This is a genomic window from Planctomicrobium limosum, from assembly GCF_051465645.1.
Classification (GTDB): Bacteria; Planctomycetota; Planctomycetia; order Planctomycetales; family Planctomycetaceae; genus Planctomicrobium.
Map to the genome: position 1 here is coordinate 499,256 of NZ_CP195790.1, position 19,839 is coordinate 519,094.

General features: G+C 51.9%; 14 protein-coding genes. 3 read left to right on the top strand and 11 right to left on the bottom strand.

The window, feature by feature from the left end:
* Positions 1–190: 190 nt before the first annotated feature.
* Together SH527x_RS01940 and SH527x_RS01945 are read right to left on the bottom strand one after the other, a co-directional pair.
* Positions 191–886: a DUF4956 domain-containing protein gene (locus SH527x_RS01940; protein ID WP_437192973.1), complete on the bottom strand. Its 696-nt coding sequence runs from the start codon at positions 884–886 to the stop codon at positions 191–193.
* A complete protein-coding gene (locus SH527x_RS01945) occupies positions 879–1,694 on the bottom strand; it encodes a polyphosphate polymerase domain-containing protein (RefSeq protein ID WP_437192974.1) in 816 nt (271 codons plus the stop codon). Before SH527x_RS01945 ends, SH527x_RS01940 begins: the two co-directional genes overlap by 8 nt.
* A gap of 997 nt (positions 1,695–2,691) precedes the next feature.
* Here SH527x_RS01945 and SH527x_RS01950 point away from each other — a divergent pair.
* A complete protein-coding gene (locus SH527x_RS01950) occupies positions 2,692–4,878 on the top strand; it encodes an alpha-amylase/4-alpha-glucanotransferase domain-containing protein (protein WP_437192975.1) in 2,187 nt (728 codons plus the stop codon).
* A 118-nt stretch (positions 4,879–4,996) separates the two neighbouring features.
* Here SH527x_RS01950 and acpS read toward each other — a convergent pair whose 3' ends face one another.
* Together acpS and SH527x_RS01960 are read right to left on the bottom strand one after the other, a co-directional pair.
* Positions 4,997–5,401 (bottom strand): holo-ACP synthase, encoded by a 405-nt coding sequence (acpS, locus tag SH527x_RS01955; protein ID WP_437192976.1) that lies wholly within the window; start codon positions 5,399–5,401, stop codon positions 4,997–4,999.
* 236 nt (positions 5,402–5,637) lie between these two features.
* Complete coding sequence (locus SH527x_RS01960; RefSeq protein WP_437192977.1) at positions 5,638–6,474, bottom strand: sigma-70 family RNA polymerase sigma factor; 837 nt, start codon at positions 6,472–6,474, stop codon at positions 5,638–5,640.
* A 1,364-nt stretch (positions 6,475–7,838) separates the two neighbouring features.
* Between SH527x_RS01960 and SH527x_RS01965 the strand changes: the two genes are divergently transcribed.
* A complete protein-coding gene (locus SH527x_RS01965; protein WP_437192978.1) occupies positions 7,839–8,390 on the top strand; it encodes an RNA polymerase sigma factor in 552 nt (183 codons plus the stop codon).
* 156 nt (positions 8,391–8,546) lie between these two features.
* Here SH527x_RS01965 and SH527x_RS01970 read toward each other — a convergent pair whose 3' ends face one another.
* From SH527x_RS01970 to SH527x_RS01985, 4 genes are all read right to left on the bottom strand, one after another.
* Positions 8,547–9,086, bottom strand: coding sequence for a hypothetical protein (locus tag SH527x_RS01970; RefSeq protein ID WP_437192979.1), 540 nt, complete (start codon positions 9,084–9,086; stop codon positions 8,547–8,549).
* Between the two features lie 328 nt (positions 9,087–9,414).
* On the bottom strand, positions 9,415–9,777 hold the full coding sequence (locus SH527x_RS01975) for a 4a-hydroxytetrahydrobiopterin dehydratase (protein ID WP_437192980.1): 363 nt from the start codon (positions 9,775–9,777) through the stop codon (positions 9,415–9,417).
* A 195-nt stretch (positions 9,778–9,972) separates the two neighbouring features.
* Positions 9,973–10,563, bottom strand: coding sequence for a hypothetical protein (locus SH527x_RS01980; RefSeq protein ID WP_437192981.1), 591 nt, complete (start codon positions 10,561–10,563; stop codon positions 9,973–9,975).
* On the bottom strand, positions 10,473–11,636 hold the full coding sequence (locus SH527x_RS01985) for a hypothetical protein (RefSeq protein WP_437192982.1): 1,164 nt from the start codon (positions 11,634–11,636) through the stop codon (positions 10,473–10,475). The genes SH527x_RS01980 and SH527x_RS01985 overlap by 91 nt, the downstream gene beginning before the upstream one ends.
* Before the next feature lie 1,216 nt (positions 11,637–12,852).
* Here SH527x_RS01985 and SH527x_RS01990 point away from each other — a divergent pair.
* On the top strand, positions 12,853–13,218 hold the full coding sequence (locus SH527x_RS01990; protein WP_437192983.1) for a hypothetical protein: 366 nt from the start codon (positions 12,853–12,855) through the stop codon (positions 13,216–13,218).
* Between the two features lie 315 nt (positions 13,219–13,533).
* Here the strand turns inward: SH527x_RS01990 and SH527x_RS01995 are convergent, their stop codons facing one another.
* The 3 genes from SH527x_RS01995 to SH527x_RS02005 all read right to left on the bottom strand — a co-directional run bounded on the left by SH527x_RS01995 (position 13,534) and on the right by SH527x_RS02005 (position 19,332).
* A complete protein-coding gene (locus SH527x_RS01995) occupies positions 13,534–14,433 on the bottom strand; it encodes a class I SAM-dependent methyltransferase (RefSeq protein ID WP_437192984.1) in 900 nt (299 codons plus the stop codon).
* Between the two features lie 97 nt (positions 14,434–14,530).
* Complete coding sequence (gene lepA / locus SH527x_RS02000) at positions 14,531–16,333, bottom strand: translation elongation factor 4 (protein WP_437192985.1); 1,803 nt, start codon at positions 16,331–16,333, stop codon at positions 14,531–14,533.
* Positions 16,334–16,716: 383 nt separating this feature from the next.
* A complete protein-coding gene (locus tag SH527x_RS02005; RefSeq protein ID WP_437192986.1) occupies positions 16,717–19,332 on the bottom strand; it encodes a cation:proton antiporter domain-containing protein in 2,616 nt (871 codons plus the stop codon).
* Positions 19,333–19,839: the final 507 nt, after the last annotated feature.

Consider the following 19,839-nt stretch of genomic DNA (forward strand, 5'->3'; position numbering starts at 1 on the left):
ATCGGATGGCCTCTTGAGTGAGTCGGAAACGTGGACCGAGTGCGAGTGACAACTTGCCGGCAGTCTTCAAACATCGAATCGTTGCGAATCTAAGCTGGTTGCCTGTTCGCGTGTGGACGACTGCGGGAATGTGATCGATGAAGCACAGATTTACACGGTGTAAAAGACACGTTGAAATTCTGAGATTGCATTAGTTGTTCATCTGGAGGTCGATACTCATGACCCCTTCAATGTGATTCAACTCAGCGACAAACGTGGTTGCATTTGTGTCTGACCGGAACTCGCCAGCGTACATTAGATCCAGTGCGGCACCTTGCCTGGCGGTTGTGACTCCCAGCAGATGAATCTCTCGAAAGTGCTTGCTGAACGCATGGTCGAGAGTCTGAGCAGGGTCACGTCCCAGTCCGAGGCGGATTGTCAATTTGCATGGAAGAAGATTCAGATTCTTCGGCTTTGCCAGTGATTTGTTTTCTGGCAGGTAGGTCATCGCGATGGCTGCAAGCCCGACAATGGGCAACCCAATCAACGGAAGCATGAGCAGGCCTGTTCCTGCGGCCATTCCAACGATGACTGCCAGGATCACAAACGCAGTATCCCGGGTGTCATCAACAACTGTTCTGAATCGAACAATGGATAATGCGCCGACCAGACTGAATGCTCTGGCAACACTGTTACCGATGGTCATCGAGACCATACAGATCAGGACCGACATCAACACAAGTGTGGTTGCGAGAGCTACGGAACTTGTTTGCTTTCGACCATGTGATAGCTTGAAGATGCCAGTGACACAGATCCCAAGAATCAAGGCATAAACAAGGCGAACAGTGATCGTCGTGAGTGATAAGGCGTTTTCGTCGAGGCTTGATGAAGTCAACCATTCAGGCATTTGGGGCATCCTTTGGTTGTGCAAGTCCCAGTGCGGCAATTGCGTTGCGGTACTTCGAACAGTTGCCTGGTAGAAGCTGGAACGTTTCGATTGCAGATTTCATCAAGACCGGTAACGACCCTGTAAATTTCATTTCGCAGATCACCTGCTCTGCAAACAGTGGCATCCACACTCGATTCTGATCATCAAACACCCAGTTCGAATTGGCTCGTGCTCGAAGGTCAAAGTCGAACGTGAGCCGAATTGGCTGCTCTTCCAGTACCGCGAAGAACGGACGCCGGTGATAATTCAGTTCACAGACCGGACTGAATTTTCCGCTTTGAACTTCTTCTTTGAACCAGTTCGAAGAGGGTGCCTCTGTTTCAACCGATGTCATTTCGGCCATCTGCGTCAGCGTTGATTTGATTCGATACTTACTGACACGCCCTGAGCGTTTGCACTTCTTCTCAAGGAAGACGTCCGATGCGTCGCCATACCGGCGGACACGGAACTTGAAGTACTTGAATTCCTGTTCACGATGAAAAACCGAGAAGTCAGGTGTGTCTGTATACAGAGTGGAAACGTGGTATTTCCCGTTTTCACAGTGGTTCGCATGTGGGTCGAGAGTTACGACAGGGCGGAAGTACTCTTCCAGTCCGAGAGCTTGTTCCGGAGTACATCGAAACTTTAATTCTGTCGCTCCAGCACTTGCATCGCCAGCAAGGAGAGAGGGTGAGCGATAGGCAAGAGAGTAGGATGCATGGTTGTCTTCAAGGGGCAGCTTGTGAGTCTGATTGCAGCCTTCCGCAGACTTTCCAAATGAGATCACCTTCTGCTCCTTCAATCCGCAATAATGTCGATCAGTGTCGTTGAATAGGACTCGGTTGTTGAAAGAGCTTTCACTGGTTGCTATCGCGCATCTGCGTCTGGCGGGTGTCAGCTTAAGGGAAGCATGCTTCAGATTCTGGAGTTGATCGAATTGTCCAGCATGTTCTGGCGATCAACATACCGGCTGAGAACCTGTACATGGCATTCATGCTGAAATCGTCTGGAAATTCTCCAGAGATTTGTCACTGCCAAGGTGAGGAAGACAAGACAGGGCAAACTCCAGGGAGATTGCAAACCAGCAACAATATCGAATGAGACCAGTGTGATTGCCAGCAGTGATAAGCTGAACCAGACCATGATTTTTCAACCCGTCTTTGAGTAATGTGACGATCCTGTCGTGGTCATACAGAATTGAACACGGAGCAATTCAAAAAGTTCCGCAAGGATTCTCTGAAAATGCGAGAGTCTCACGTTGGTGGAAATTGATTGAAACTCGCGTCAATGGCTTCTGATGCATGTCGGATTTGTACAATGCGACATGTGTCTCTCTGTATCAGAATAAGACAGCTCTTCTGACGATGTTTCCTCACAGTGGTTTTAGACGCGACTAAAAATTTGACCAGATCACTGGAGGATGGATCATCGGTCAGTTTGAGTCACAACCGAAATTGGTCTTTGTCCCAGACGTGACTGTCTTGCCCGGAAGTCTGCTTTCAGTTGTTGGTCCGATTGAGATTCTTGGAAGGGGCACATCTCTGGGGATTTGGATCGTTCAGGACAGGTTTGACGCTTTGTCGTTGGCAATTGGACGAGAAACTACCGTTCTTGACCATTTTGACTAAATGGTTTCTCGCGACATAAAAGGGAGAACTCTCACGGAAATCGGAACCCGGAATGCTTGCAACTTTTACATTCTCGGTGAGAACAGACGTTCAATGTCGGAAGGAAAACTGTTATTAAGCAGTTCGGATATTGATGGCCTTTGACGGGACTGGAATATGGGGCCTCGGCTTCGCCTGATTTTCGCGATTCACAATCATCAGCCGGTCGGAAATTTCGACGGGGTGTTTCAGCAGGCGTACCGTGACGCTTACAAACCCTTCTTTGATGTTCTGGATGACTTTCCAGAGTTCCCGATCACACTTCATCTTTCAGGCAGTCTGCTTGAATGGCTGGAAGTCCATCGTCCTGAGTTTGTAGACCGGATTCGCGGGTACCTTGCTCAGGGAAGAATGGAGCTCCTCGGCGGACCATTTTTTGAACCAATTCTGGCGAGCATTCCTGGTCGTGATCGCATTGGTCAGATTCGGACTTACACGCAACATCTCTCCGCACTCTTCGATACGACGATCCGTGGAATGTGGGTTCCAGAACGCGTCTGGGAACCAAACTTTGCCAGTGACATCGTTGAAGCAGGCATTGAATATACGATCCTCGACGATTCCCATTTCCGTTGGGCTGGGCTGAGTGAAGATCGCCTCCACGGTTACTATCTGACAGAGAACGAAGGCCGCCTGCTCAAGGTCTTCCCGGACGACGAAACTCTGCGATATGCGATTCCCTGGGCCAAACCGGAAGAAACGATTGAGTATCTTCAGCAGATGGCCGATCGCTTTCCCGGGACGATCGTTTCGTTTGGGGATGATGGCGAAAAGTTTGGGTCTTGGCCCGGAACGAAGGAACACGTTTACGATAAAGGCTGGTTGCGCGATATCTTCACGGCGTTTCGGGAAAACGCTTCATGGTTGAAGGTCGTTACGATGGCGCAGGCGGTGGATGAAGTCCCTCCACAGGGAAAGGTTTATCTGCCGAATGCAAGCTATCGCGAGATGACTGAATGGGCACTGCCGACCGATCAGCAGGTGAATTACAAGAGGATTTCCAGCGAACTGGCGGACGAGCCTGAATGGCAGGAAATCAAACCGTTCTTCCGTGCCGGGTTCTGGCGGAATTTCCTTGTGAAATACCCCGAGAGTAACGAGATGTATTGCCGTTCGCGCGAAGTGAGCGAGCGTCTTCAAGGCTTGTCCAACTCTGAAGCCGGCCGTCAGAGACCAGATCTGTTGCATCGTGCAAAGATGGATCTCTACCGTGGGCAGTGCAACTGTCCATACTGGCATGGAGCCTTTGGAGGGTTGTATCTCCCGCATTTGCGAAATGCGATTTATCGGCACTTGATTGCTGCTGACAATCTACTCGAACAGTTGCATGGCCGTGGCGCACGTTGGGTCGAGATCGAAGCCAGTGATTATAATCTCGATGCTCGAAAAGAAGTCCGATTGTCCGGTGACCGGATGATTGCCTATCTGGCTCCTGCCAGAGGGGGGCATCTCTATGAACTGGATTTACGCACGAATTGCGTCAACCTGCTCGCGACGTTAAACCGCCGTCCAGAGCCATATCACCAGATCGTGCTCGATGCGGCCGGCAAGACTGACGACGTTGATGATGTCGCCTTCAATAAGCATGAAGGCGTCCGGTTCAAACAGGCGGATCTCGACGAGAAGATTGCCTATGACCGTTGGCCTCGCAAATCCCTCGTGGACCACTTCCTGAGACCGGGGACTGAGCTCTCTGAATTCCAGGGAGGCAACGGAGGGATTGGAGACTTCGTGCTCGGAGTCTATGAGACCAAAATGCGCCGCTCCGAGACGCGAGTCGAAGCTGTGATGTCGCGTGAAGGGCGCATGGGTGAGCATTGGGTGCGTGTTGAAAAGACCGTCGCGCTCGATTCCGGCAACGGAAGTCAGCTCGAAGTGACCTATGAATTGAGTCAGTTGCCGCCCGGCGTCCCAGTGCAGTTTGGAGTGGAATTTAATTTCGCCGCCATGCCTGCCGGGGCGAATGACCGCTACTACTACAACGGTCATGGAGCGCAACTCGGACGCCTGGAAACGGTGCAGTCACTTCCGCCGAGTGTGCGGATTGGTCTGGTCGACGAGTGGTTAGGAGTCGACGTCTCTCTTGAGTGCACTCAGCCCGCTGAATTCTGGACATTCCCGATTCAGACAGTCAGCCAGAGTGAAGCGGGATTTGAACTCGTACACCAGAGCTGCGTTGTCATGCCACAATGGAAATTCGTGGCGGATAGCTCAGGACGCTGGCAGGTGAGAATTCAAATGACTGCGGACACATCGGCTGCACAGGCGCGAAAGCTTGCAGAGCTTGCATCCGCTCGCCGTTAGAGCATTTCAGAAAAGCTGTCGAGATTTCGGCACGCGGGATTCAGTCTTCTCGATTAGAGAAAGAACGAATCCCGTGTTTCCATTTGTTTCTGGCGACGAATGCCAACGTGCGGTGTCGTCAGATCTCGCGGGTGGGAGAATGTTGCATCGCGATCGCAGTTGCTGTCGCATACGCGCGGCAATGAGAGATCGTGATCAGGACTTCGTCGATTCCCAGGTTTTTGGCGTACGCCCCTGCTCCACCGGAGAGTTCGATTACAGGCCGACCTGATTGCGTGCTGGTGACTTGAATGTCTTTCCAGCCGATCCCTTTTGTGAAGCCGGTTCCCAGGGTCTTCATCACGGCTTCTTTGGCTGCCCAGCGTCCTGCATAGTGCTGCAATGATTCTTTATGGCGCTGGCAGTATCTGATCTCGTTTTCAGTATAGACTCGTTGCAGGAACAGCTCACCATGACGTTCAATCATTTCGCCGATGCGAACGATTTCTACGATGTCAGTCCCCAAACCAAAAATGATGGCCATTATCTACTCGTGTCGCGGAGAATACAAAAGCTCTGATGGACTGAGGCCTGACCAGAAAAAATGTCAGCATCGAAGCCGACAATTCCTGAGTCGAATGACTACGAATCCATGACGTACCGAAAAACGGCATTCCAAAGGTGTCCAACAAATGTATTCAAACAGTTCAGCCCTGACCACATTGGCCAGGGCTGAACTGTAGGTGGAAATTTTCAAACAGACTTATAAGGCAACTTCAATTACTCGCCGAGAAGTCCTTTGTTCAGCTTTTTGAGAGCTTCTGTCTCGATTTGACGAACACGCTCCCGTGTCAGTCCGAGGGCTTCGCCAATTTCTTTCAGTGTCAGCGGTTCCCCGTCATCCAGCCCGAATCGCATTTTCAGGATGGTCGCTTCCCGCTCATCCATGTCTTTCAGCATGCGTTCAACATGGACGAGATTGTCTGTATTGATGAGGTCGTCTTCTGGCCCCAGAATTCGTTCGTCTGGAATCAGTTCCCCAAGAGAAATGCTGCTTTCGCTGTCATCTGTCTGTGGGGTCATATTGTAAAGCTGGATCGCTTTTTTAACGATTTTCAGCTTCTTCGAAGGGAGTTCCAGTTCGCGGGCAACCTCGTCGGCAGTTGGGGTTCGCCCTAACTCATCTGCAAGCTTGGAGTTTGCACGACGCCATTTTGAAAGCAATTCGACCATATACGCTGGAACGCGAATGGTTTTTGCCGAATTGATCAAGGCTCGTTTAATTGATTGTTTGATCCAATAGCTTGCATAAGTACTGAACCGGGTGTTCATGTCGGGATCGAACCCTTCCACGGCTCGCAGCAAACCCAGGTTTCCTTCTTCAATCAAATCTTGAAGCGGAAGCCCTTTGCCTGAGTATCCCCGGGCAATGTTCACGACGAGGCGAAGGTTCGCCCGAACCATTCGATCTCGAGCAGCAAGGTCCCCTTCTGAGATGCGGTTCGATAACTCACGTTCATCTTCCGCAGTCAGCAATGCTGTCTCATTAATTTCGCGCAGATAAGTCTCGAGCGGGTTTTGGACATTTGACGCTCGGCGGCGGATAACTTTTTGCATGGAATTTCTGAATGGTGTTCAGTTGTTCGTGATTTCTGAGGGGGGCTGGATTCATTCCATTCCCTCGGAACGGCCGTCGCGTCCCTGTGAACTTGTTCAGAAACATTATCGAACCGGCAGGTTCTGCCGCTGCAACTTGTTCAGTGTTAAACACGCAGGTTCAGGAAAGGCTGTACGGTTGCGCTGAATTTGACGATTGTTCCTGTCAGGTAAGAATAGAAATGCTGCGAAATAGAGCAAAATCTCCTGATTTCGGTGTGGAATCGGATTTCGGAGACTTTTCGGGCGGAGAAATTTGCTCCCGAAACTGGACAGATCTTGGACAATTTCGAAAACTTCGAAAAAAATCGCGATCTTCGTAGAACCTTTTTGACCGATTGAGAGTCGAATAACGTAGAGGACAATGTCAGAGATGCTTAGGGTACAGATTCTCCTATATGTGACGAATTTGATCTGAGTCTCCGACTGGAATTTCATGACCTGGTTCCAATGTGTTGGAACCGACCAGTTCTGTTTTGTGTTTCCAAGGACTGCGAGTTTCGCAGGAAGGTGCACCGATGCGTCAGCACAACATCAACGGCAGCAACGTCAATGGCACTCAGGCGAGCATCCGCTCAGCCGTCGTCGCCGTCGTCGCAGCCCACGATGTTCGCTCGCATGAGATGCGCACATGGAAACGTCATTCGAAAAGCATGGTCCCCGTATCGAAAGACGTACCGCTATCAACGGTCGTCACGGACTCGGGTGATTCCATTGCATCTCGTTGTCAGGGATCAGCCGCGGCGGCGCGTGATGCGTCGTGGCCAGCCATGAGCAATTTTGCTTCGTGGCCGGCTAACTCGTTTGAGCCACCGGCAGCTGCATGGGCAAGCCTCGTCATTCGACGGGCAATCTCCATCTGACGTGAAGTCAGATTCCGGGCGTCAGTCCGAAATTCGGAGATCGATCCACGTGCATCTCGCCTGAGTGCAGAGTGTTCTGTTTTGGTGTTGGTTGAATTCGTTTCATCTCGCCAGTTCCAGACCTTCCAGCATGACGGCGTTTGACCAGTGTTTCATTCATTTGTCAGGTCTGTGTGACCGTCTGTTGAATGCACCTGATCTCGTACCGTGAATCGTGTCACTGCAACGTAAGCCCAAGGGCATTGACGAGTGACTTTGCGTTGAGGCAAGGTCCTTTGGCCCTGTGGTTCTGATCTGTGATGGTTCTGCAATCCGGATGTCTGCTGATTTTGAGCACGCTCCGGAACTCATTGACCCCGCTATTAAACAACTTGAAAGAGACGCGGGTTGAGCCAAGCGAGTGTAGATCCATCTTTTCCTGAGTGATCAAAACACATTCTGCCACATGAAGGGGAGTGAGTCATGATTGAAGATTGCGAACAATTAGGACTGGTGCGGAAGGCTCAGTCTGGCGATCGGGATGCATTTGGACGACTGGTGACAGAGTACGAAGCGGTTGTTTTCGCCATTGCATTTCGGCGATTACGAAATCGGTCGGAAGCACTCGAAGTCACTCAGGATATCTTCTTGCGTGCGATGAGAAAGTTGCCTCAGTTGCGTGAACCAGAGCGGTTCGCCGGATGGTTGAAGCGGATTGCAGTCCGCATGGCCATCAACCGTGCGGTTCGTCGTCCTCGGGAATCCTTCCAGTCACCTGAAACGTTGACCAGTGTTGCTCAACAACCGACTCCGTTCGATCGAGCCATTCATGTTGAACAGGCTCAGCAGGTTCGGGTGGGATTAAAGCAACTGCGAGCACTTGACCGGGACACGCTGACAGCCTTCTATTTTGAAGGTCAGTCATTGAAGGAGATGAGCGATCGGTTCAGCAGCCCTGTTGGAACGATCAAGCGTCGACTGCACACTGCACGACATCGTTTGAAAGAGGCTCTTGGGGATCTGCAACCAGCTTAGGCTGATGCGGACTTTGGGGAGCAGTTCACATTATTGGCAACAATTTCACCACATATCAAAAAACGAGCGACGCTCTGATGGGCGTCGCTCGTTTCGTTTGTGCTTACGAACATTGGCGTACGGAACGTCGTCACGCAGCCTTGGCCGATTCCTGAGTTACCAGCCGGTCATGAAGCCATCGTATCCGCGGCCGAACTCGAAGTTCATGTTCCCGCAAGGTTGCGGATAGGGATTACAGCTGTTGCATGGACTGCCACCGTATGGCATTCCTGCTGCACCGTAGTTGGTCTGATAATTGGCCTGGTAGTTCCACAATGGACGATTCCACCAGCGGTTGACAGTGTAAGGCTGCGGAATGGCGTAAGCAGGAACGGGCGCTCCGAGTTCAACTCCTGGTGTGACCACTGTTGGAGCTGGAGATTGGGGCGATCCATAGTATGGGGAATTTGACTGCGTGCCCGGCGCCTTGTAAGTATCTGTCGTCGATGGCGTAGTCGGGATCGTTGACGAATTGTTGTTTTGAGGAGTCGCAGCAGGCTGCGGCTGCAACTCAGGTTTCGGCTGTGTTTGAGTCTGCTCGGGAACAACAAGTGTTCCATTCGAATTGAATGGGAGATACGTCCCCTGTGCCATGACAGGCGACAGGCTGGACATTGCCGACACGGTCACAATCACACCAAACAGGGAGCGGTCCATACGGGTAACCTCTTGAATCTTTAATCGTGATGATCTTCGATCCTACGTCGCCACCATCCCTGTGCCGGAATTCGAACCGGAAATCCGTCTTAAGTGATGTTGCGAAAATGCAACATTGCGGAACACTCGGCGAAAAGATCACGAGCGTTGTTTCCCGAATTAAACATTTCCTCGATTCAAGAGCAACAACTTTTGTGTTGAATCTGCTTCTGCCGTCGCAAGTTCTGACAATGTGAGCGCAAGGTCGTTTCAAGTTGGGAGAGACAGGCGTGATGCGGTAAATCTCTCTCTAATTCCTTCCCGGATTCCACCCTGCTCTCCGCTTTGATCAGGACTTCAATTTCACGGGAACCTCATTGATTTTCGCGGCGACAATGAAGTCGTTTTCAGAGAGTCCCTGAATCGCGTGGGTTGTGAGTTCGATTCGAATATTCCGATAGCCTGTCAGATGGAAATCCGGGTGATGGTTTTCTTCTTCCGCGATAACGGCCACGTCATTCAGAAACGCCATCGCTGCGGCGAAGTTTTTGACGGTCCACTCTCGCGAAATCAGATTGCTGTCATCTGAAAGAACCCATCCCTCGACAGATTTCAGCAGTGATGTCGATTCACTTCGAGAGAGTTTTGGAACTCCTCCCTCACAAGGCACACAGCGTTTTTCTTTTAATGTGTTCGCAACTTCGTCTGTCATGTCATTCCCTTTGAGTTTGAATGGACATTCAGGGGCAGATGGGAAATCGTCCCTGCGTGACTGGAGGGGATTTGGAAATAAAGAAGAACTGCCAGCAGTCATTTGCGACTTCTGGCAGTTCTCGTTTTTATTGTCATTCAGAAGTGGTCGGTCAATTCTCTCGCTTTGACACGATCAGATCGACATGACATCTCATTATGGAACCGATGAAGTCGCACCGAAAGTTGTTGGCTTGATACCAACATCATACATCAGGTGATTCAAGGTTGCTTCAATCAAATCGAGACGAGATTGAAGTCCTAAAGTCCCGACTGTCTGTCGTTCGACACGACTCCATGTGCTCAGTTCGTCATACAGGTAGTAGAGGTAACCCTCCATGCCTTCAACTTGAGCCACAATTTCGTCTCGCGGCAACTGGTTAAGATTATCGTGAATGTACTTTGCAGTTTGCAGCAACTCATATGCTCCCCGATACGTTTCATTGAAGTTCGGGTTGTGTGAATAGTTGTGATGCAGATCGACGCAAAGTTCATTCAGGTAAAACGACAGACGCCCTGACAAGTCGTCAACATAGCCAAATCCGCCGAAAATCAACTGGACAGGTTGTGCTGATTCGAAGTACGTCGTGTCGGTGCTGACTGTCTGTGGATAGTAGTAGTTGTTGTTGTCGACAACATAATACGAACCTGGATAGCTCATGCCGTAGTGTGGAACGACGAAGAACGCACCGGGAGTAATGATGTTATAGGCATATCGTCCAATAATGAACCCATAGCGGTCTCGCATGATGTGCGAGTATGGATTGCCTGGACCGCGTCTGAAGTAAGAGTGAGCATAACCGGGGCGGCCATATGGGGGCGGACGCCACGCGTTCGGGCGATCATAGGGTGGTCGCATTCCTGGTGGTCGCCCCAGCGGCGGACGACCAGGTCTTCCGTCTCCAGGTCTTCCGTCTCCAGGTCTTCCGTCTCCAGGTCTTCCGTCTCCAGGTCTTCCGTCACCAGGTCTTCCGTCACCAGGTCTTCCGTCACCAGGTCTTCCGTCACCAGGCCGTCCGTCACCAGGCCGTCCGACACCAGGTCTTCCGTCTCCAGGTCGTCCATCACCAGGTCGTCCATCACCAGGCCGTCCCATTGGTGGTCTGCCTTCTGAAGGTCGTCCTTCAGGTGGGCGCCCCATTGGTGGTCTGCCTTCGGAAGGTCGTCCTTCAGGCGGGCGCCCCATTGGTGGTCTGCCTTCGGAAGGTCGTCCTTCAGGTGGACGCCCCATTGGTGGTCTGCCTTCGGAAGGTCGTCCTTCAGGTGGACGCCCCATTGGTGGTCTGCCTTCGGAAGGTCGTCCTTCAGGTGGACGCCCCATTGGCGGTCTGCCTTCGGAAGGTCGTCCTTCAGGTGGACGCCCCATTGGTGGTCTGCCTTCGGAAGGTCGTCCTTCAGGCGGGCGCCCCATTGGTGGTCTGCCTTCGGATGGTCGTCCTTGAGGTGGGCGCCCCATCGGCGGTCTACCTTCGGGCGGACGTCCCATTGGTGGTCTGCCTTCGGATGGGCGTCCCATTGGTGGTCTGCCTTCGGATGGGCGTTGGACCGATTGTGGTGGCCGCCCCGGCGTCGATTGCGTAGGTCGCGGAATTCCTTGAGTCGGCCGCTGAATGGTTTGTGGTGGCCGCCCTGTCGGTGGTGAAGGCCGTTGAGTTGCTTGCGACGGCCGTCCCGCTGATGGTGTTGGTCGCTGAATTGATTGCGACGGTCTGCCTGACGACTGGGAGGGCCGCTGGATTGATGGTGTTGGGCGGCTCTGACCTTGAGAAGATCGGCTCCCTGGGTTTGGGCGAGTTGATTGTCCCGGCTGAGCGTGGACATTCCCTCCTTGCCACAGCCCAGCAACCAACAGCAGAGCCCATGTTGCTCGGCGCGTTAACATGATTCTGATTTCCTTGTCCAGGAATGTGAATTGACTGTCGGCAGGGTATCGTCGCACTCTCTTTTGAGCCGTTTCCGCATCGTCTTCAAATCTGCTCGGGCGAGTTTTCGCGGTGAGAAGAATTCAGATCAATATGCAGCCCTGTCGACGGGTCTCAATTGTCCTAATTTACATTTATAAGACATAGCATGATGCGGGCCGATCCGTGCCAATTCGCGGAATTGGAGCGCTGACTTGAGGGAAATTCGGGTGAGAATTACAGAAAACCAGCAAAATGTCAGACGAAATCGCCAGTGGATTCTTCAAGCACCTGATGCATTTTACTGCATGTATCTTAGTGAAGAGACGCTGAGGACCGATTTGGTTGGTCACTATTGTCACCATCCTGATGTCGTTTTGGATCAGATGGATATTCCCGGATGAGTTCGGTTTGAATTCGGCCTTGCAGGACAAACGCATTTCGCCAATCGGACTGTTCTTGACTGAAAACCGTTCAACGTGGCTTGCGAGCGGTCGAGTGCGGGTCGTCGTAAATCCGTAGATGAAGTTCTGGGAACCCTAATCTGGCTGGTCACTATTGCTGAGAGTGCTGCTGAGTATCTTGAAGCGAGGAGCGTGTCGCCGGATAGATGGACACGATTTCGTCGACTGAAATCCTATCCTTTAGAACGGTCATGAACGAACTGGTTGAAGGTTGAGAGTGAACCGGAACTTGTGTGCAGTGATCGGCAGTTGATTGTTCAGCGCGGTGGAATTCAAGTCGCCCCGACACGACAGCGCCTATCATTTTCAGTCAGAGATAGTCTGACATCTCCCTGCCTAAAATCTTCATACTCAACTGCGAGTGGGCCTGAATCCTGTAAGACGTTACGGAAATCTTGGCCCGATCATCTCGTCTGTCAGATTCAGATTTTTTCTTTTGGGAATGACTCTGGATGACATGATTGGCATTCGGATTGCTTTTCTATTTTTTTCAATCGAAGATCAAGGGAGATGGAATTCACTCCCACTCAGTAGGGAATCATTTAAAGACTTTTCCTGAAAAGATGCTGAACATGTTGCAAATTTTTCTGAGAGCCACCAGATCTCACGATGCTTGAAGAGCACTGGTTGTTTGGAGAGATATCGGCAAAAGCGCATTGACGAGGGAGTTCAATGCGTCGGGCTCCAGATATGATCTATCAGTACGGGAGAGGGGAAATGAAGGGTTTATTAATTGCAGCTGCTGCGGCGATGTTGACTCTGACGGTCGCAGCCAATGACGCATCCGCTTACGGTCGGGTGTATGTGACCCGAGGGTATGCTCCATACGGAGGGTATTATGGTGGCTACTATGCTCCACGATACTACGGCGGTTACTATAACCAGGGTTATTATGGACGAGGTGGGTATTACGCCCCTCGGTATTACAACCGTGGATACTATGGTGGCCGGGGCTATTACGGCGGGCGCGGCTACTATGGTGGCGGATACGGTGGGTATGGTGGATATGGTCGCGGCGGGATCTATCTTCGCTTCTGATCCAAAACCCGGGTTGATTTCATCAGGTTCGACAAGAACTGAAGCCGTTCCTCCCGTTTGATGGTTTGGGAGCCGAACCTGGTGGGGCCGCCTTGGGAAGATAACGGTCGAACCTCATTTGTTTTTGTGGTCAGTCATTTGTGGAAAATCACTTCCCACTGACAGACGGCGAGAATGAGTGAGGTTCGGCCTTTTTTATTTGGAGAGTTTTTCTGCCTGCGATTGCCACGTTCGGAAAAGCTTTGGCAAGCGAAGCTTGGACCAGATGCTTTATAAACAATTGCAGACAAAGGTGGCGGGGTGGCTGAAACGATTCTACTTGTCGGCTTTTCTGCGAGCCATCTTCTGAGCAATCGCGGCGCGATCGGCTGAAAGAATGCGAGGCGGCTTGGTCTCAAATGGAGATCGCCGAAAGACGAACTCATGACAGCCAAGACGTTGAGTCTGTTTGCTGTTTACCAGTTCGAAATTGCGACTCGCATAGAAATGGACTACGTCGTCGAACTTAACGACTTCATAGGGCAGTCCCCCCAGCCAATCGTTCCAGTCGTGGACAATCGACATGCCTCGATTACGGCGGTAGGCCTTGAATTCATTTTCTGTACGGACGAGAGAAACCAGTATCGTTCGCAGCGTGAACCACGGGTAATAGATGGCCTTCATTACCGCTCGGCCAACTGGTCCAGAGCAATAAATTTCCTTGACGCGGCGCCATATTCGAGAACGCCAACCCTGATCGTTATACAGGGCAATTGCCAGAGTTCCGTACACCTTGACATTGCGGGAGGCGATGTCCATTGCCCTCCACATGTCACCAGTGTGATGCAGGACTCCCCAGGAGTAGACGACGTCGAAATCGCCGAAGGAGTTCATGAAGCCGTCGTCGAGGGCCGAACCCTCCACAATTGTCCATTGAGGAGCGTCCTCTTCGAACCTCGCCTTGAGTTCATTGGCGCACGCAACGGATGCCGGATCGAAGTCGATGGAGACCACTTCGGCTCCTAGTCGAACAGCGGCCAGTGAGAAGAGGCCACTTCCTGAGCCGATGTCGAGAAATCGCTTCCCGGCAAGATTGTGCACGCCCAGCAAATTTTGAAGCGACTTGATGGCAATCGAAATGCGGGATTCGTCGACGTTCTTTAGAAACGACGACCAATTCTTACCAAAAGTGAATCGTTGCCCGCTTTCAATTTCTTCATTTGCTGACTGATTCACCGGATGTCGATCCCAAGGCTGAAGGCCATCGTTTCAGCACAAAAATCAGACGGCCTGCGAAAGGTGGTTTCGCAGGCCGCAGTCTCATACCAGCAGATTATTCGTCTTTCCCGGCTTCAAGCACAGAAAGGAATGCCTTCTGCGGGATCTCCACCTCGCCGAATTGCTTCATTCGCTTCTTACCCTCTTTCTGCTTCTGCAACAGCTTGCGTTTACGGGAGATATCCCCCCCGTAACATTTTGCTGTCACGTTTTTGCGAAGAGCAGAAATCGTTTCGCGGGCAATCACTCGACCACCGAGTGCCGCCTGAATCGGAACTTCGAACTGGTGACGCGGAATCTCTTCCTTCAGCTTCTTCACCAGCGCACGGCCACGACGATCGGCTGCTGCACGGTGAACAATTGTCGCTAGTGCTTCGACGGTATTTCCTTTCACAAGGATGTCCATCTTCACAAGATCGGCAGCTTTGAAGCCAATGACCTCGTAATCCATGGTCCCATAGCCACGAGTGATGGACTTCAGCTTGTCATGCATGTCATAGATGATTTCTGCCAATGGCATTTCGTAAATCAGCTGTGCACGATCACGGCCCAGGAACTCAGTGCCTTTGTATTCCCCACGGCGATCAGAGCAGAGCTGCATGATCGGTCCCATGTTTGTGGTCGGGAGAATAAATGTCACTTTGGCGATTGGCTCGCGGAACTCCTCGATGGAACCTGCATCCGGGACGTCAGCTGGATTATCGATCGTGACGACTTCTCCGCCCCGCTTTACCAGTTGATAGGTCACGTTCGGGGCAGTTTGAATGAGATCGACATCGGCTTCGTCTTCGAGACGCTGCTGGATAATTTCCATGTGCAGCATGCCAAGGAAGCCGCAGCGGAATCCGAATCCGAGGGCGTCGCTTGTCTCTGGCGCGAAGGAGAAACTCGCGTCATTCAGCGACATCTTGTCGAGTTCGAATCGCAACTTTTCGAAGTCGGTTGCATCGATCGGGTACATCCCGCAGAAGACCATCTGCTTTGGCTGCTTGTAACCCGGGAGTGGCTTTTCTGCCTGATTCGCCTGATGGGTGACGGTGTCCCCGACGTGAATATTTCCGAGAACCTTGACCCCGGTGATGATGTAACCCGCCTGCCCTGGGCCCAGTTCGTCACAAGCTTCCATGAACGGACGGAACTGCCCGATCTCGATGACTTCGTGAACTGTTGCCCCTCGCATGAAGCGAATTCGATCACGCTTGCGAATCGTTCCGTCAATCACACGGATGTAGGTCACGACACCGCGGAAGTCGTCGTATTTGCTATCAAAAACGAGAGCACGAAGTGGAGCGGCTGGGTCGCCCTTCGGCGCCGGGATGCGTTGAATGATCGCTTCGATGCACTCTTCGATTCCGATCCCGGATTTTGCACTGACCCTCAATGCATTCGAGGCGTCAAGTCCAATGACATTTTCGATTTCTTCGCAGACTTCATCGATGCGAGTAACCGGCAGATCAATCTTGTTGATAACCGGAATGATTTCGAGGTTGGCATCAATTGCAGCGTAAGCATTCGCGACCGTTTGAGCCTGCACGCCCTGGAAGGCATCGACAACCAGCAAGGCCCCTTCGCACGCGGCGAGACTTCGGGAGACTTCGTAGTGGAAGTCGACGTGTCCCGGTGTGTCGATGAAGTTGAGCTGGTAAATGGTGCCTTTATAGTTGTAATTAATCGCGACCGCACGTGCTTTCACCGTGATGCCACGTTCCCGTTCGACGTCCAGATCATCAAGGAGCTGGGACTGAAAGTTCCGCTCATCGATCGCCCCGCTTTTAAGCAGCAACTGATCAGCCAGCGTGCTCTTGCCGTGGTCAATGTGTGCGATAATCGAAAAGTTACGGATGTGTTCCGGCTTCATATGAGCAAATTCGGGGTAAACGTGGCGTAGTCCATCACCGGGTGTTTCCGTTCAACCGTCTCTATTATCCCAGTTTTTGTAGAGCCGGGAAGATTCTTGCGGATCTTTCACGCAACGCATGCATGAGACGGACCCTGAGCGGAAACTTCCATCATAACGCATCGCGTCTTAAAGCGGTACAATTCTCCGCCTTGGCCGAGGACATTTCTCTTTAAGAATTTACGGCTTTCGCAGCGCAGAACGGCTTCGCAGGAGAAATTCGAAGAGTTGAGTTCCTGTGAGTCAAAGAGACTTTCGCTCACAGGAACCCCGAATCAAGCCGAATTTCAGGTCTGCGTACTCACTCTCGGATTGAAGAGAGGGCGAAATACACTGGAAATTGCCTATCTTCCAAGGATGTCGTAAACATCCAGGTCCGAGTTCGCTTCATCGAGCTGATTTCGGATGTTTTCGTTCCCTGCGAGGCCGGCGATTTTTCCGAGCAGAATGACCTGCATTTCCGGGTTTTCTTCCGGGGTGACCAGTAGGAAGAGAAATCGAACAGGGTCCTGGGAGTGCGCGTTGAACACGATACCGTGATGGCTTCGCCCGAACACAATCAATGGTTTTTTCAGGCCAGGGCACCGTGCATGTGGAATTGCGATTCCCATGCCCACGTCTGTGGAAAGTTCCCGCTCTCGTTCGAGGGCAAGGTCCGCCACCGATGTGCTTGATGGCAAGGCTGATTCAGGAATTCGATCGGCCAACTCTCGGATCGCATCCTCAGAATTTGAGGCAGTCATTTCGAGAATGATTCCACCATTCTGAATCGAATCGGTGATCGAGACTTCCTGATGGCGTGGGTATTCGTCTTCAATGCGTCCGATGACCTGCTCCAGAATGTCTTCCAGAGTAATGACACCGACGGGGCGTCCCAGGCTTTCAACCAGACAAATCGTGTTTCCCCCACTCTGCAATCGAGTCAGCAGAGAGTGAACGTTGACGTCCAGTGCAACGCGTGGAAGATCGCGGACCAGACGGGTCCAATCTGTTCCTGATGACGTATCGCCGACGAGATCTTTCGCGAGCAGGTATCCTTCGACCTGGCCGGACGAAGCGTTGACAACCGGCCATCGCGAGAAGTGTTCTTCGGAGATCTGATGACGAATCTGTTCGATAGTTGCGTTCGATGACAGACGTTTGACTCGCGGCCATGGAACCATCAGGTGATGGACCTGTTGCTGGCTCAGATTCGAGACGTTCTCCAGCAGAAGACGCAGACGCAGGTCGCGAACGGTCCGTTCCACAACATCTTTGCTTGCCCCGAAGTCAGATAGCACGAGTCGAGCAAGTGCAACTGCTGCTTCCCCTTCTTCAAAGACAGCTCCTGAAGCGCCAGCGTGTTCCAGTTCTTTGCGTTCCTGCAAATATCGGGCACGAACGAGAACACGAATTTGCGGATTCAGCGATCGGGCCGCATGGATGATCATTCCCACGCCGGACGATTGTGGAAGTGTAACGACAAGATGAGTGGCCCGTTCAACACCGGCCTGTTCGAGAACAGCTTCACGGGATCCGTCGCCGTAGATTGCATCCTGACCTTGTTTATTCGCTTCTGTGACGGAATCCATGTTCATGTCGATGATCACAGTCCGCATTCCGGCTTCCCGGAGCAACTGGTTTACGGAACGACCGACAGGCCCATAGCCAATGACGACCGCCAGACGTTCTTCAGGTGTGGCTGGATTGGCAACTTGTTCAGAAACCACCTGATTTGCACGTCGAATCCGTTGGTCAGTGCGGTAGTTCAGAATTTTCCAGAGCATTGGGCGTCGTCGCAATCCCTGTTCGATTGTTGGGAGTAATCGGAACAGCAGCGGATTGATCGTGATTGTGAGGATGGCAGAAGCGACCAGGGCGCTGTGTGCTGCCTCACTGATCAATCCGAACTTCTCAGCGACGTCAGACAGGATGAAGGAGAATTCCCCGACCTGTGCAAGGGCGAGAGCAACTGTCAAAGCGGTGCGCACTGACCATCCGGTGAGCGCGACAATGATCAATGCGGCGAGCGGCTTCACGATAAGGATGATAAACAGTGCCGCGATGATCAGCAGCGGCTCTCCGATGAGGAAGGCTGGATTGAAAACCATTCCAACAGAAACGAAGAAGATCACCGAAAAGGCATCTTTGAGTGGCAATGCGTCTGCTGCTGCCTGATGGCTGACAGGAGATTGTGCGACCATCATCCCGGCAAGAAACGCTCCCAGTGCCATCGACGCACCGAATGCCCAGTAGGCCCCGGCCGATACGGCGATCGAGAAGACGAGAACGGTCAGTGTGAACAACTCACGAGAGCGGAGTCGGGCAACACGTTCGAGTGCCCAAGGAATAATCCGCATGCCGAAGACCAGCACAATGACAACCAGAACGACAAGTTTGCCAAGTGCCAAGAGGATCGGGATTGCAGGATGAACTGTCGTTGCCGTTTCCACGGCACCCGGTGCAGTCCCGATCGTCGGGAGAATGACCAGAACGATGACGGTTAAAAGGTCTTCGACAAGCAACCATCCGACAGCGACGTGGCCTTCCGGTGAATGCATCACATTTGCATCCATGAGCACTCGGATGAGCACAACGGTACTGGCCACCGAGAGCGCGAGTCCGACGACAATCGACTCTTTGAGTTCGATCCCCATCGCGGTGAAGATCCAGACTGTCGCTAAAGTGGCAACTGCGACCTGTCCGATTGCTCCGGGGATTGCAACCCCCTTCACTGCAACCAGATCTTTGAGGTGAAAGTGGAGTCCGACCCCGAACATCAGCAGAATAACGCCGACTTCTGCCAACTGGTGCGCAATGTCCTTATCGGCAACGATACCCGGTGTGTAAGGGCCGATGACGATCCCTGCAATCAGGTATCCGACAATGGGAGACAGACGCATCCATTGGGTGAGAAGTCCGAAAATCCAGGCACTGGCGAATGCAGCGGCGATTGTCGTGATCAGCGGCAAATCGTGCATCTATCTCTCGTTCGTAAAGTCTGTTTCAGCTTGGTTCTGCAGGCTGACCAAAGTTCCGGAATGACTCGTGGTCAGTTTGTCCGTTGAGAATTGAGCAACCATGCTGATGCTCGTCAACTTGACACTTTAAGATGATCATTAGGTCTGTAACGAATTGACGCGTTACAAGGAAAATTGATCAGAATGCATGTCTACTTCACATCGACAAAGTGTGGCAAGGCCCGTTGCTGTAAGAATTTTGTAAGTTTTTGGATTCGTGTTCGTATCAATTGATTCATATGAACGAGTAAGAGCGATTACCTCCTGAACGTCTTCTGCGGACACGGCTTTCAAATGGGTCTTTCTGGATTCTGGATCTGCGTTCCGACAGTTGTTGTGCCTGTTGACATCAGCTTTCAGAGACCAGAAGTGATGCGCAATTCTCAATGACAAACCATCGAGTTGGGGTCGGCAATTGCAGGTTTAGTAGGAACACTGCATTATCTATGGAGAAGATCAGATGCGGAT